Origin of the sequence: Colwellia sp. RE-S-Sl-9, assembly GCF_048296855.1 — a bacterium.
Taxonomy (GTDB): Bacteria; Pseudomonadota; Gammaproteobacteria; order Enterobacterales; family Alteromonadaceae; genus Pseudocolwellia.
Genome location: NZ_CP182631.1, coordinates 4,249,268 through 4,263,654, shown reverse-complemented (window position 1 = coordinate 4,263,654; position 14,387 = coordinate 4,249,268). Strand labels below are relative to the sequence as shown.

Sequence of the window (14,387 nt, the reverse complement as noted above, 5' to 3'; positions counted from 1 at the left end):
CGACTAGTTAAACTAAAGATCATGTTTAGTTCATTCGTTGGCTATTTGATTAGCTGGTAATAAATTTGCACTTAACATTTTAAAATTAAAAAGCACCAATAAAATTAAAAGTAAAATTCCCGATAATAATAAGTCAGTAAACACCAAACCTGTTTCAATCGAAGAATATGATGTAACAAAACAATAAATTAGAACAACAGGTAAATATCGTGCGGCTACTCCGAATATAACTTTATAAAATTCAAAGCTTGAAATACGAAAGCCATATTTAAATAAAACAAAATAAATCACCATAAAACTAATGGTAAAACCAATACATAAACAAATCGCTACCGCAATTATGTTGCCTAGATATATCCCGAAAATAATAAAAATTATATTTACTGCGGCAGCAATTGCTCCACTATAAAAGAGCAATTGAGGCTTATTAATAGATTGAAAAAAAGCTCCTGACGTTGACAGCACCATCTGAACTGGAATAATAAAACTTAAAATAGTCACTAACTCGTCTACTTCCCCCCATTGTTCGCCAAACAGTAAAAGTACAACCTGTGTACTATTAACTCCCATAAAAAGCGCAATGGGTATCGATAATATAAGTAATTTTTTTATCAATTTATTATGCTCTTTAAGAATTAAATTTAAATTCTGGCCACTAAGAATTGGTTGAATAGCAGGATTTATAGAATACGTTATTAGTTGTAATGGATATCTCATTAACTGATACGATTTATCATAAATACCAAGAGATTCAATACTTAAATACTTACCTATTAAAATATTATCTAAATTTCTTGAAAAATAGTTAACAACATTAAATAAAAATTGAAACGTTGAAAATCTAACAACTTCAGATAGATATTTAAAATTAAAGTTTAGTTTTGCCAATCCAACATATGTACTTTTTGAAAGTATATAAAGCATAAAGAAACGAAAAACAGAAGATAAAAGAATACGAAGAAATAAAATAATGACGCCATAGTCATATTGATATAAAACAGCCACTAATATAAAAGTGACCAGTTCGCTTAAAATATTTACTATTGCAATAGAGTAAAATTTAGTTTCTCTATGAAGACTGACTGTAGGAAGAGTAGCCATAGCTTGAAATACAATAGCAACTGACACAAATATTCCAAAAAATGAATAGGATGAATTATCGTAATAACTATTCAAAAAGAAAGAAAAGCCGTAAAAGCTTCCTCCTAGAATAGCCCCAAGAACAATAGTAAAAGTAAATACACTATCTCTTAAATTCGTCCCTATTTTTTTTAAGCTCAATAAAGCTGGTGATAAACCTAAATCAGAAAAAAGTTGAAAGAAAATAACAAAAACATGAACCGAAGCAACAATACCAAATTCTGCAGGTGTGAACATTCTCGCATAAAAAACCATTGAAACAATCTGTAAAACATAAACAGATAAATTTCCAAAAACACTTCTTTTTATTGAGCTATAAAGTTTGTTACTCATTATTTATCAGGCCATAATTCTGAAAAATACTGCCCTTGTTCGTCTAATAATTTATACTTTTCAAGATCTCTGAGTTTTATGATCCGTTGACTTGAACCAACAACAATCGCTCCTGGTTCAACGTTTTTAGATATAACAGCTCCCATACCAATGACAGCACCATCACCAATAGTAACTCCAGGTAAAATCATAACATTCATACCAATCCATACAGACTTTCCAATGGTTACAGGTTTTAGTATATATTGATCATCGTACGGTATTGCTTCACCTTCGGTACTGTGATTTGCGGAATAAATTACAACATTACGACTAATTTGTGTATTGTTGCCGATTGATATCCCTCCTAATGCGAAAAAAAAGCTACCAAATCCTACTCGAATATTGTCGCCTAATTTTAACCCCTCAGAATAATAGACTTTAACATCACCATGAAATTTACAGTTTATTCCTTGATGTTCAACTGTATTAAGTGAGACTTTACCAACAGCCTTTCTTACTTTATCTTCAAGCAGATGCTTATAAAATGTTACTAATTTTTCGATTATCCATTCGTTAAATATTAATTCCACAAGCTTTCGAAGTATTTTTTTTAACATACTTTTTATCATTAACGTAATAGTTCCTAGGGTAGGTTCCAGCTTTATTATTTTTATTGCTTTATGTTAAGCGATTGTTAAGTTTTGGCGTTTTAGGAAGTTTCATTATTAGATACCATATTGTTTATGAAAGCAAATAGACCAAATTATAAAGATAAACTCATGAATATAAGTAAAAATTATTGTTTAAAATAAATTGAGGTTAAAAAGTGTGGGCAAACATTAGAGCGTGTTGACCTTTTGGGTATAAATTTCGTTCAAATTAAACGCGATTTAATCTATAGCCAAACCGCCTCAAGATGCTTGTTTCAGGCATCTTTATTATATGTAAAAAGTAACAACAACGAGTAAACCGCGTATAAATAAGCCTGTAATACAAAGGTCAACACTCTCTCTAGCTTTAAATATTATGAGTTAACATTTCTTTCTCACCTTCAAAATTATTAAAAAGTGCTAAGTGTGCGCTTTGCGAAAACGTATCATCTCTGTGGGTATATTGCGAAATCCAATCAATTAGCATAGCTAAATTAGCATCTTGAGCGGCTTTAGATTCATATTTATGAGGTTCCCAAGGGCGTTTTTGTGCATTACGAATACAATCTTCAACCGATAAGTTTAAAAAGATAACTTTATCGGCAATAGGTGTAACCAACTCAAGTAAATCGGTGTAGCACCCTTCAATTACCCATACGTTGTTATTTTTCAAAAACTCATCAATTTTAGCTTTAGACTCGGTAATTGGTGTTCTAGATGGTGGCGTAGTTGGTTGCCATGCAATCGTGTCTATACCCGTTACCATTCAAGATGCAGGTTTCAGTGGGAACTAAAAACAATTTAGGCAAGGCATTAAGTTTACGTCATGGTTATTCCCTTACTAAAGTTAATAACGAAGCATAAATTGTTTTTAGACCCATCGAAGAAGCGCTTGAGCAAAATCACTTCTTCGTTAATGCTTTTTATAAGGGAACAACCATTACTACAAAGTATCGCCTTGAATTGATATCGCTCAAGTGCTCTGAAATAGCCTCATGAGTGGTAACGGGTATGGATCTAGATGCGCACTTTGATTGCCTGCACTTATTTTTTGAGCAAGCGTTGATTTGCCCGATCCTGAATTTCCAAATATAACCACTTTAGACAAAACAAAGCCTCCTTCTATTTACTCGTAGCACTTAACTTTTCAGCTACCTAAACTTATTAGCTGCTTGTTGTGAATTTTTGATAGCACTAATAATGAAATAATCGCTCCGCTTAAGGCCCACATCATGTCTGATTGTGTATCCCAAATATAACCTTGTGTACCTAAAAAAGCTTCAGCATCTTCGCCTGTAGATAACGCGACCCACCATTCAATTAATTCATAAAAGGCACTAAAAGCTAAACAGATGGCAACAATAATAATGTTTCGCCATTTATCACCATTTACAACGTGTTTGCGAATAAGTATTTCTCGCGCAAGTAAGGCAGGAACAAAGCCTTGAAAAAAGTGCCCTACTTTGTCGTAGTTATTTCGCGTAGCACCTAATAATTCATCAAAAAACGGCACTTCGGCATAGGTATAATGCCCACCTACCATTAATACAATACAATGGAGTAATATAAAAAAGTACAATAAGGGTGTTAACCGAAAGCTGTTATAAGTAAATGCTAAAATGCTGCCACCAATAACGGCAGGTAACACTTCAAGAAACCAAGTAAATTGATCTTTTGGATTAACACCAGACCAAACAAGTACCGCTAAAAATAGACTCACCCAAAGGTATTTCATTGCTTATTGCCCGCATCTTCATTTAATAAAATAAGGCTTAAACCTATCATGGTAATATTGGTGGTTACAGGATTAAATGCTTCAATTAATAGCTGAGGCTGCAAAATACCCACAAAAACTAAAAGCCCTATTAAACCGGCAATATTCAGTAATATAATGGCTTTATTTTTATAGAAAATAAAAATAACAATACCAAAAATCACTTCGCCGATCCCTGCTGATTTAGTAACAAAATAAGAGAGTTCTTCAGATAAACCAATACTCGCTGTCATTAATTTTTCTAATGGCGCTATATGAACTAACTTAGGAAATATACCGTGATATAACCAGCTGAAACTGACAATATATCGAGCAATTTGAATGGAAGACATGTGAAGATCCTTTTTCTTTATTTAAATCAGTCACTATATGCTTTTTATAAGGGAGCAACCATTATTACAAAACATTGCCTTGAATTGATATCGCTCAAGTGCTCTGAAATACGTATCTTGATTGGTAACAGGTATATATGCCCTCACCATACATGATCATCAAAAAATATAAAACAAAACCAAAGGCTCGTAATGAGATAATCACCCTTGGTAGTTTTACAGTTGAATAAATTTATTATAACTTACTTATCGCCAGCTCCACCCGCTTTAATTCTCTTAATGTCGACATACGATTAATTTCCATAAAGGTCCACATTTTTAATGCTATTTGAACGACCAATGAAATAATTAATACAACGCCCCAATGTAGCTTGTGTTCTAGTATAGATTCTACAAAAAAGAATTCGTATCCCGCCCAAACCATCATTGCTGATACCGCCAGCGTTATAATAGACACTAAGATCATCCAACCACCTAAAGCGCCTTTATATGCGTTTGCCAACATTGAAAACAAGCCTTCTTGATGTACTAAAATTTGATCAACTTGTTTAGCCTCTGACTCTAATTCTTCTTTAATTTTTTTATCTATATTCATCACATTATTCCTTATCTATTTACTGGTTTGATAATTTATTTTTTAACGTATTTCTTGCACGATTTAATCGTGACTTAACCGTACCTATAGGTATTGAAAGCACGATACTAATTTCTTGTAAGCTCATTTCTTCTAAATAAAATAAATGAATGGCTTGTTTATCAATATTCTCAAGTTGAGATATATAAAAATACAATTCACTGTTTTCATTGGCAGGTGCAGAACTTGTTAATTCATCTACTTCTTCAATATCAATACATTGGTCATGTATTTTTTGTTTACGCAGTAAATCTAGAACCTGCCAATGAGTCAGTTGAAACAACCAGCTTTTAAAGGCTCTTGGATCCTTTAATTTAGTGAGGTTTCTAGTAACTTTTATCCAACTATTTTGTGTCGCTTCTTGGGCTATTTGAGAGTCAGAACTCACTTTATAAGCGTAGCGAAGTAAACCTTGCTGAAAATAATTAAACAGCTGTGCAAACGCAATGTCTTTACCTAATTTCGCATCAATAACGAGTAAATCTATTTGTGCTTGTTCCATAGTATTGTCTTTTTGTTTGCTTCAATAACAAGACGCAAGGCTGTGATGAAAGGTTCATGCTAATGTAAAAATATTATAAAGTAATGCGAGGAATTGAAGAGGTACAAGCTTTGATCAACTTCGTAGCTGGCTTTATTTAATAAATCAGCAAGTTAATTATTGAGTGCTTGATCGTCTTCAATAACTAATATTTTGGCCATGTTCATAATTTATTAGAATTAATTTAGGAGAAAAAATAGGGAATTAGGATTTAAATTGATACAACACTTTGCCAAAGATCTTTTTTTTAGGGATCCAACCTATTTGCTCTGTTGAAACACCACTTTGATGAGCGCTAGATAATAGCACTCCTTTCGTTTCAGACAATTTAACAATACGCTTAATAATAGATTTATATTCAGGGTGCTCAGCAACAATTAAATCACCAACGTTTAAAGACCAATAAAACGTACTCACAATAACAAAGTCACCGTTAGCAAGTTCAGGCAACATACTATTACCATTCACCCTAATTAAATGAATCAAATACTACCACCTAATACACATTAGATTGATGCTAGTTGAGGGTATACAACAGCCTGACTCGGCGGATAAGGACATACAGCTAAATAGGTAGGTATCCCCTTAGTTTCCCAAAATATAGTAGAAAAATCATTAATCAATTCAAGTAACTTTAAAGCTTCTTCTCGATTTACACCTTGCTTAACTTTAGATGCCTGCATCATAATATTATGCACAAGCCTATGAATGTCTGGGTACTTATCTATTTGAGGCTGTTTAAAATAATCCCCCCAAATAACTCTAATTTCTTCTTTCAGTTTTATGCCATGCGCTTCTTTTTCATTGATTAAACGCACTTGTTGAAAACGATCTGCTGGAACGGGGCTTTCCTTAGCATTTACTTCTTCAATCAAATCAACCATACGGATCATAGTTAATGCACATATTTGTGCAGTACTAGGATCGTATATCTTACAGGGTATGTCGCAATGCGCAGAGGCTGTTTTAAAAGAACTTACTTTATCTAAAGCAGTTAACATTGAATGAATCATATTATTCTCCCCTTTTTCTCTGTTGATTTTTACGACGAAAAACTTGTATACCCACGGCAACAATACCTACAACAGCAAACGCTAAAATTAAATGCGTTAAATTGCTAGACCAATGACCATGGTCATGACCTTCATGTGCAAACGATAGGCTAGAAAATAAAGCCATAAAAGACAGAGTAAAAATTTTTAGCATTATGCTTCCTTATTTAAGTGATATTTATAAAGCTAATGAATGGTTAAAGTTGCGCTCATTAACTGATTTAAGTTTTTTTGAAATTGATGTATTAATGATGGGGTTAACGTCTGTAATTTATTTTCATGATGCTTAATAAAGAGATACCACTCGTTTTTTAAATGAGACATACCATGAGAAGCTGCCACCTCTAGTTCTCTATTTTTGTAAAGGTCACTTGTAATAACTTGAAGAAAACTAAAGCTCTGTTGATAAATACTATAGGCTTGCTGAAAGTCTCTAATTTGAATATATGAATCAGCTAAGCTGAAATAACTCACCATAACTGCAGCGACTGACTTTTCAGCGTCTTCGTTTACATATTCGTTAAAGCGATCATTTGCTACATCGAGTGCCTGCTTATTTAAAAAAATAGCCACACTAAACACTTTATCGTTAAAAGCTTGTTTAGCTTCCCTCATTATACTTTCCCATTCTTTCATAGACACCCAAAACAAAATAAGAATCATTACCATTTAGATTTATACTAAAGTGTTTCCCTTAAAAAATCTAGTACAAAGAAATTAATTTAACCCGAACTCAGATCTATTGATCCTAAATTTAACGATGAAGTCAGTAAAAATGGTGGCTAGAGAATAATTTATTGAACAGAGGTAAGATTAATTTAATAACGAGGGAAGCATAAAAGAAAAATTACTGAATACAGTATCAGGAACTCGCATGGGTATAAATAAACCGACTATTATCGTTAATAATAAGTTCAGCATGACGAAAACTATACTTAAAACAATCAATAGCTTATCATTATGTAGAATAGAATAAGGTGTATGGCATGATAAAACTAAATCACAAAATGAAAATATCAACAAAGCTCATTGGTCATCAAAAAACAGAAATTGTTATTATTGATGACGTGCTAGAAGATATTAATCCATTAATTAATTATGCTTTAAACACCGCTACTTTTGATGATGAAAGCAAGAGCTTTTATCCTGGAAGAAGAGCAAATTTACCTGAGTTTTATTTACAATTAATCAATCAGTTGATTGAGCAAGTACAACAAAAAACAAGTTTACTATCGAATTTAAATCGCCATACTATTGAACGTTCTGCCTATTCAATATTAACTCGAAATGAAAAAGAGTTAATACCTGAACAATGCATTCCACATTACGATAATTTAAAACCAAACTATATCGCTTTTACCCATTATTTAAATGCTGGAGAATTTGGCGGAACCGCTTTCTATCGTAATAAATTAACTAATATTGAACGAGTATCTGAAGAGAACATAAGTGAATATATTAATTCAATGAATGATTTTATTAATAAAAACGGTTTATTTGAACAAAAGTATTTTAGTCATTCAAGCGAACTATTTGAGTTAATCGACATTATTCCATACCGTCAAAATCGATTGGTTATATATCCGGGCACACACTTCCATTCACCCTTTTTAGATAATTTAAAAACAAATATCATCGATAATATTGAAACAGGTCGTTTAACGGCAAATATTTTCATACAGTTCGAGTAAATTTAAAAATTAAAGCTAAAGGCTATTTTAACAATCGTTAAATCCCTTTCCTAAATCGAGATATATTGCGTTTCTTAAGTTTACCTTAAGTTTCACCCCGTAAACTTTCCATATTATTATTATGGAGACATATATGGCTTTTATTTTAAACACTAAAACCTCAACAATTACCTCATTATTATTGGTAATAATTATCGCCATTTTTTCTCCGCTTTCTTATAGTGGAGAAGCAGCTAACAACACACAAATAGAATTAGATACATTATTGGCTAAGCACAAAGGTAAGGTCATTTATATTGATTTTTGGGCCTCGTGGTGTAGTCCTTGTAGAAAGTCTTTTCCGTGGATGAACAAAATTCAATCTTCGTACAACTCAGACAAATTTACCGTTATTAGTATTAATCTTGATAATGAAAAAACGTTAGCTGAAACATTTTTACAAACCTCACCCGCTAATTTTCCTGTTATTTATGATCCTAAAGGAAGTCTGGCTAAAAAGTTTAAAATTAAAGGCATGCCCAGCAGTTATTTAATTAATCAAGAGGGTAAAATAATGAAACGTCATACAGGATTTTTTAGTGCAAAAATCACAAATTATGAACAAGAAATTGCTCAATTAATCGCTTCATCGCCTAATAATTTAGCAACAATGTAGGAAACATTATGAAAAATTATAAACATACAATACTTATCGTTAGCATTGTCGCGCTGACTTCTGCTTGTAGTAGCTTAGGCGTACAACCATGGGAAAGAGACTTGTTAGCTAAAGACGAAATGGCATTAAATTCGTCTCCTATTGATGCTTCTCTTGATGATCATATTTATTTCAGTAAAGAATCATCAAGTGGCGGACGAGGCTTTGCAGGAGGGGGTTGCGGATGCAATTAATGAACAATAAAAAATCGAGCAAAAACAAGGTAAATATTACCCAGTTGCTTACCGTAGCAACTTGCACCTTATTAGGCACATCAGCCCACGCAGAAGAAGAAAAAAGCTGGGAATTTGACACTGCACTTATGTACTATGGTGAAACCGACCGTGTACAAGCAACTGAATTAATTTTAGCCGGTACTAAAGAGTTTCAAGACGAACATTTTTTGAATTTAAAACTAACGGTTGATGTTCTCACTGGCGCTTCAGCAAATGGCGCAGTAGCACAACCTAATGTACAAACCTTTACTCGTCCTTCAGGTAATGGTTCTTTCGATACTCCAGCTGGCGAAACACCTTTAGACGATACTTTCCACGACACACGTTTACAGTTTAATGCTCAATGGACACAACCTTTTGCAGAAGATTATCGCGTAAGTGGCGGTTTGCATTTTTCGAATGAATACGATTATTTATCTTTAGGGTTAAACGCTAATATTGCGCGAGATTTTAATCAAAAAAACACCACGCTATCTGCTGGCATTGCTTACAGTAACGACACAATAACGCCTGAAGGCGGCATACCAATAGCTTTTGCTGAAATGGTTGCACCAAACAGTGAATTAAACCGTTCAGGCAGTGATGACGATAAAACTACAATAGATTTACTATTGGGTATTACGCAAGTTATTGACCGACAAACAATTATGCAATTTAACTATTCATACTCACAAGTTGATGGTTATTTAACAGATCCATTCAAAGTGGTAAGTTTAGTTGACTCAAATGGTTTTTCTGAAAAACAGCTTTATGAAAACCGACCTGATAAGCGCGTAAAAAATAGTATTTTTTGGCAGACAAAACATCATTTTTTATCAAATTCAATTATCGATATTTCTTACCGTTATTTTTGGGATGATTGGGAAGTAACGTCTCATACGTTAGATGCACGTTATAGAATTCCATTAGGCGATAGTTACATTGAACCACATATACGTTATTACACTCAAGATGCTGCCGAGTTTTATCAGCCGTTTCAGTTAAGTAGCAACCCGCTACCTAGTTATATGAGTGCTGATTATCGATTAGGTAAAATGGATAGTATAACGGTAGGAGTAAAATACGGCATACCAATGAAAGACAATACTGAGCTTTCATTCAGGTTAGAGTTTTTTCAGCAGTCGTCAAATAGTACAGGCATAGAAGAGCCAGGAGTATTAAACGATGTTGACTTATACCCAAGTATCAATGCGGTTGTTGCACAGGTAAGCTACAGCTTTTAATTGTTGATATTATTAAAGTACTAAGCAAGCCATCAAACCTTCATAGGTTTGATGGCTTGCTGCTATAATAAAAGTAACGTTATTAATGTAAACTTTACGCAAAATAATCAAGGCACTTCCCATGAAAATATTATTAGTTGAAGACGATATACCGCTTGCTCAAGGGTTAAAGCAGTCTTTATATAATGAAAGCTACACAATTAATTGGGTTGATAAAGGTAATGATGCAGTAAACGCTATACTTACAGAAGATTTTGATAGCGTTATTTTAGATTTAGGTTTACCTGATATTGATGGCTTAGATGTTTTACGTAAAATAAAAGAAAAAAACAAACACATACCTGTACTTATTTTAACGGCAAGAGACGGTGTTGAAAACAAAGTAAAAGGGTTAGACCTAGGAGCAGAAGATTATCTCGCTAAACCTTTCGATATCGCTGAACTACTCGCAAGATTAAGAGTAATAGAAAGACGAATAGGTACCAATCAAGACAACACAATAGTTATCAACAATATAAAATTAGACACTAAAGCTCAGCAAATTTTAATAGATGATGAAAGCGTTAATTTTTCTCGTAGAGAATACATGATCGTAAAATCACTCATGGAAAATGCAGGCAGAATAAATTCTAAAGCTTCACTTGAAAACAAGTTGTACGAATGGGGCGAAGAAGTTTGCAGCAACACTATTGAGGTTCACGTACATAATATTCGTAAAAAGCTTCCTAAAACCTTCATTAAAACCGTTAGAGGTGTTGGTTATATTGTGAGTAAGGCGTAAATGTCGATAAAAAAGCAACTTATTACCCTTATTATATCTGCGGTAATGTTAGCTTCGTTTTTTTCAGCTTTATACGGGTATAAAAATACGGTTAAGCAGCTCGACATAATATTCGATCAAGAACTTCATTCCATTGCAACTTTCGTTTTAGCTATGAGTAAATCTAATCAAACATTACCTTCAACAATAGACGATGCTTTTGCCTTTCAAGTATTTAAAAATGGCGTATTAGTCAGTAAAAGCGAACAAATGCCAAGCTCAAAATTTAATGCTTCGTCAAAATATAACAACGAGGTATTTTTTGGTGGTAAACGATGGAAAACCTATTCTTTAAAAGAAAACGCCTTTGAAATATTAGTAGCACAACCTATGTCGTCAAGAATTGAGTCGGCAGAGTCTATTTTATTTGTTATTACCACTCCCCTCCTATTTGCTTTACCTTTTATTGCATTAATTGTTTTTTATATTATTAATAAAAGCTTAAAGCCTTTAGTGAGTTTGTCTCAACAATTAAAAAACAAAAACACCGACGACTTATCAGAAGTCACCTTAACCAAACCCCCAATTGAATTAGCTCCAGTGCTTAATCGCCTTAATCAATTATTGGTTCGACTTTCAGATTCATTCGATCGAGAAAAACAACTCACCGCCAACACAGCTCATGAATTACGCACACCTATTAGCGTACTAAAAATAAATGCGCATAATATTCAAAAGTCTTTTGAAAATAACAAACTAACCATTACAGAGTTTACCGAACTTCAACAAAACGTTGATCGAATGGCTCATGTTATCGAACAAATTATTGCGCTATATCGCTTTACGCCAGAAAACTTTAACCAAAAAACAGAAACGGTTGATCTAGAAGTTATTCTACAAGACGTGATCGGCAGTAACTTTGATTTACTATCGGCTCATCAACAAAATATTTCGTTAGAAACAGCCAATAAAAATAGTTTGTTAGGAAACTACTTCGCTTTATACACCTTGTTTGAAAATTTACTAAAAAATGCAATAAAATACAGTGGTAACAAGTCTGAAATTAAACTGACTATTACCCATGAAAATAACTCAATTAAAGTCAGCGTTGAAGATTCAGGCCCAGGAATTAGTGATGAAGAGCTTCCTAAAATTTATGAACGTTTTTATCGAGTTGACTCCCAGCACTCTCACATTAAAGGTTCGGGTTTAGGCTTATCAATAGTCAAACATATAACGACTTTACATAACGGTGAAATATCTTGCTCACGTTCATCGCTTGGTGGATTATGTGTCACCGTTGTTTTTCCTATTTCATTAGTGGGTGTTCAATAATGCAGCCACAACGTAACATACTAACACCTTTACTTTATTCAACAGTAAGCCAGTTATTATATGCCGCACTTTTTATAGCAAGCATTTGGAGTCAATATGCTTGTGCTAAAAACAAAGTGTATTACCTCACTATTAAAGACCATATTTTTACACCTTCAACACTGGCTATACCTGCTAATATAAAAGTAAAAATTATTATCGAAAACAAAGATAATGTCGCTGAAGAATTTGACAGTTTTGACCTAAATAGAGAAAAAGTTATTTTTTCCGGTAAAAAATCCACCATATATGTTGGACCATTACCCGTAGGCACTTATGAATATTTTGGCGAATTTCACCCGAATACCGCCAGAGGTAAAATTATTGTAGTGGAGGAAACGCCATGATAATTAATACCGTTATTTTATTTTTACGCGACTTATTACCTATTTTTATTTTATTAAGTTATTTACAGGTATTTTTAAAAAATAAAACCTTAAGCTTTTCATATTTATCGTCTGCGATTTCGTTCGGGATATTCAGTAGTTTATTGTTTTTTCTCGCAGCACCATACGTAAGTGAAATGTTCGAAGGTACTGGCATTGAACGTACCTTTGTTGCCCTACTTTTTATTACCTATTGCTTTTTATTTTTTATTAACTCATCAACTTCTAAAAACAGTTTGTTGTCATCACACACTAAAGACATGTTCTTATTAGGTGTTGGTGCTTTTATCGTTTTAAAAGCCAGTGCATTTTTAATATTTTTTGATGTGTATTTTCAGCGCCAAAACAATCATATGAACATATTTATTGGTTGTATTATTGGGGTAGGAATTTGTGCTAGCTTTAGCACCTTATTTTCTTTTATCTTGACAGAAATAATAGAGCGAAATAAAAATAGACTCATCAACGTTTTTTGGGCCTTATTTCTCGCCGGACAAATAAGCCAAATAACTACTTATCTATCACAAGTAGACTTAATTGACGTTGGCCCCCCCATTGTAAACTTAGGTGCATTCGTACAAGACAATTCAGAATATGGTCATGTACTTAAAGCCCTAATAGGATACGAAGAATCTCCTTCACTGTTATTCCTCGTAATATACGGTTTAGCTTTTACGTTACCTTTCATCACGCAAGCCTTAACCAAAGCATTCATAGAGAAGAACCACTATGAGAAATAAAAAAATAAACACATTACTCGCCTTAATGTTCACTTTAATGATGGCAACATTTACCAGCCCCATAGTATTAGCTGACGGTATGGTGGTAGACAAAATATATCATCCCTACGTAGTAGCGAATGAACAAAGTATTGAATGGCGCTTAATGTCTAGTCAAACAAGTGCTGATAACGTTTTAGCGCAACGTATTGGCTACGGTCTATCACTATTAGAAGATCTAGCCGTTGAATATTTTATAATTGGAGAAAGAGATGAAACAGGGAATTTTGAATTACAAGCTACTGAAATAGAAGCCCGCTGGATGCTAACAGAACAAGGTCAATTTTGGGCCGACTGGGGAGTACTTTTTGAACTTGAAAAACAAAGAAGCTTAAATATTTACGAAGCAACTATGGGCCTTATTTTTGAAAAAGAATTGAATAAAAATAGCCTAACACTAAACCTTTTCGCGATTAAAGAGTGGGGAAAAGATATTCAAGACGAATGGGAATTAGAATTTAGAGCGCAATATCGTTATAGATACCTACCTGAATTGCAACCTTCCCTTGAAATTTATACTGGAGAAAACTTTGTAGGTTTAGGTCCAGGTTTTATGGGGGTTCACCGATTTGAAGGACAAAAACAATTAAAATGGGAAGCAGGGTTTATTTCTGAAGTGTCTCATAAAGGAAAAAATCATACCCTACGCTTTGCTATAGAGTATGAATTTTAATGCTAGAGTCTGTTGAACTTTCATGTTTAAATTTTGTTCGAGTCAAACGCGATTTAATGTAGGCCTTGCACTTGCGGCATAGTTACTCTATGTAAAAGAGCAACAACAAATAGCTGATTGTAACCCCTCGTTA

20 protein-coding genes are annotated in these 14,387 nt (G+C 33.4%); 9 read left to right on the top strand and 11 right to left on the bottom strand.

Annotation, left to right across the window (positions count from 1 at the left end; all coding sequences use genetic code 11):
* Window positions 1-30: 30 nt before the first annotated feature.
* From ACM9HF_RS18560 to ACM9HF_RS18510, 11 genes are all read right to left on the bottom strand, one after another.
* On the bottom strand, window positions 31-1,473 hold the full coding sequence (locus ACM9HF_RS18560) for an oligosaccharide flippase family protein (protein ID WP_473612965.1): 1,443 nt from the start codon (window positions 1,471-1,473) through the stop codon (window positions 31-33).
* Window positions 1,473-2,084 (bottom strand): acyltransferase, encoded by a 612-nt coding sequence (locus ACM9HF_RS18555; RefSeq protein WP_473612961.1) that lies wholly within the window; start codon window positions 2,082-2,084, stop codon window positions 1,473-1,475. Before ACM9HF_RS18555 ends, ACM9HF_RS18560 begins: the two co-directional genes overlap by 1 nt.
* Before the next feature lie 388 nt (window positions 2,085-2,472).
* Window positions 2,473-2,871 (bottom strand): P-loop NTPase family protein, encoded by a 399-nt coding sequence (locus ACM9HF_RS18550; RefSeq protein WP_473612957.1) that lies wholly within the window; start codon window positions 2,869-2,871, stop codon window positions 2,473-2,475.
* Between the two features lie 381 nt (window positions 2,872-3,252).
* Window positions 3,253-3,840, bottom strand: coding sequence for a DUF2238 domain-containing protein (locus ACM9HF_RS18545; RefSeq protein ID WP_473612955.1), 588 nt, complete (start codon window positions 3,838-3,840; stop codon window positions 3,253-3,255).
* A complete protein-coding gene (locus tag ACM9HF_RS18540; RefSeq protein ID WP_473612951.1) occupies window positions 3,837-4,211 on the bottom strand; it encodes a DoxX-like family protein in 375 nt (124 codons plus the stop codon). Before ACM9HF_RS18540 ends, ACM9HF_RS18545 begins: the two co-directional genes overlap by 4 nt.
* A gap of 235 nt (window positions 4,212-4,446) precedes the next feature.
* Window positions 4,447-4,806: a DUF6768 family protein gene (locus ACM9HF_RS18535; protein WP_473612948.1), complete on the bottom strand. Its 360-nt coding sequence runs from the start codon at window positions 4,804-4,806 to the stop codon at window positions 4,447-4,449.
* Between the two features lie 19 nt (window positions 4,807-4,825).
* Window positions 4,826-5,347, bottom strand: a complete 522-nt coding sequence (locus tag ACM9HF_RS18530) for an RNA polymerase sigma factor (protein ID WP_473612944.1) — start codon at window positions 5,345-5,347, stop codon at window positions 4,826-4,828.
* A gap of 243 nt (window positions 5,348-5,590) precedes the next feature.
* Window positions 5,591-5,872, bottom strand: coding sequence for a S24/S26 family peptidase (locus ACM9HF_RS18525; RefSeq protein ID WP_473612940.1), 282 nt, complete (start codon window positions 5,870-5,872; stop codon window positions 5,591-5,593).
* A gap of 20 nt (window positions 5,873-5,892) precedes the next feature.
* On the bottom strand, window positions 5,893-6,399 hold the full coding sequence (sodN, locus tag ACM9HF_RS18520) for a superoxide dismutase, Ni (protein ID WP_473612938.1): 507 nt from the start codon (window positions 6,397-6,399) through the stop codon (window positions 5,893-5,895).
* A 1-nt stretch (window position 6,400) separates the two neighbouring features.
* Window positions 6,401-6,592: a hypothetical protein gene (locus ACM9HF_RS18515; RefSeq protein WP_473612935.1), complete on the bottom strand. Its 192-nt coding sequence runs from the start codon at window positions 6,590-6,592 to the stop codon at window positions 6,401-6,403.
* Between the two features lie 32 nt (window positions 6,593-6,624).
* Window positions 6,625-7,074 carry a DUF2753 family protein gene (locus tag ACM9HF_RS18510; RefSeq protein ID WP_473612931.1) on the bottom strand — a complete coding sequence of 150 codons (450 nt, stop codon included), beginning with the start codon at window positions 7,072-7,074 and terminating at the stop codon, window positions 6,625-6,627.
* A gap of 350 nt (window positions 7,075-7,424) precedes the next feature.
* Between ACM9HF_RS18510 and ACM9HF_RS18505 the strand changes: the two genes are divergently transcribed.
* The 9 genes from ACM9HF_RS18505 to ACM9HF_RS18465 all read left to right on the top strand — a co-directional run bounded on the left by ACM9HF_RS18505 (window position 7,425) and on the right by ACM9HF_RS18465 (window position 14,254).
* Complete coding sequence (locus ACM9HF_RS18505; protein WP_473612928.1) at window positions 7,425-8,129, top strand: DUF6445 family protein; 705 nt, start codon at window positions 7,425-7,427, stop codon at window positions 8,127-8,129.
* Between the two features lie 133 nt (window positions 8,130-8,262).
* The gene (locus tag ACM9HF_RS18500) at window positions 8,263-8,784 is read left to right on the top strand and encodes a TlpA family protein disulfide reductase (RefSeq protein ID WP_473612925.1); all 522 of its coding nucleotides are present in this window, start codon (window positions 8,263-8,265) and stop codon (window positions 8,782-8,784) included.
* Window positions 8,785-8,792: 8 nt separating this feature from the next.
* The gene (locus ACM9HF_RS18495; RefSeq protein ID WP_473612922.1) at window positions 8,793-9,017 is read left to right on the top strand and encodes a DUF4266 domain-containing protein; all 225 of its coding nucleotides are present in this window, start codon (window positions 8,793-8,795) and stop codon (window positions 9,015-9,017) included.
* Entirely contained in the window at window positions 9,008-10,282 is a 1,275-nt protein-coding gene (locus ACM9HF_RS18490; RefSeq protein ID WP_473612918.1) for a DUF3570 domain-containing protein, read from the top strand. Before ACM9HF_RS18495 ends, ACM9HF_RS18490 begins: the two co-directional genes overlap by 10 nt.
* Window positions 10,283-10,403: 121 nt before the next feature.
* A complete protein-coding gene (locus ACM9HF_RS18485; RefSeq protein WP_473612914.1) occupies window positions 10,404-11,063 on the top strand; it encodes a response regulator in 660 nt (219 codons plus the stop codon).
* A complete protein-coding gene (locus ACM9HF_RS18480) occupies window positions 11,064-12,377 on the top strand; it encodes an ATP-binding protein (RefSeq protein ID WP_473612910.1) in 1,314 nt (437 codons plus the stop codon).
* A complete protein-coding gene (locus ACM9HF_RS18475) occupies window positions 12,377-12,763 on the top strand; it encodes a cupredoxin domain-containing protein (RefSeq protein ID WP_473612907.1) in 387 nt (128 codons plus the stop codon). Before ACM9HF_RS18480 ends, ACM9HF_RS18475 begins: the two co-directional genes overlap by 1 nt.
* The gene (locus ACM9HF_RS18470) at window positions 12,760-13,542 is read left to right on the top strand and encodes a hypothetical protein (RefSeq protein ID WP_473612904.1); all 783 of its coding nucleotides are present in this window, start codon (window positions 12,760-12,762) and stop codon (window positions 13,540-13,542) included. The genes ACM9HF_RS18475 and ACM9HF_RS18470 overlap by 4 nt, the downstream gene beginning before the upstream one ends.
* A complete protein-coding gene (locus ACM9HF_RS18465) occupies window positions 13,532-14,254 on the top strand; it encodes a hypothetical protein (RefSeq protein ID WP_473612901.1) in 723 nt (240 codons plus the stop codon). The genes ACM9HF_RS18470 and ACM9HF_RS18465 overlap by 11 nt, the downstream gene beginning before the upstream one ends.
* The last annotated feature ends 133 nt before the right edge of the window (window positions 14,255-14,387 follow it).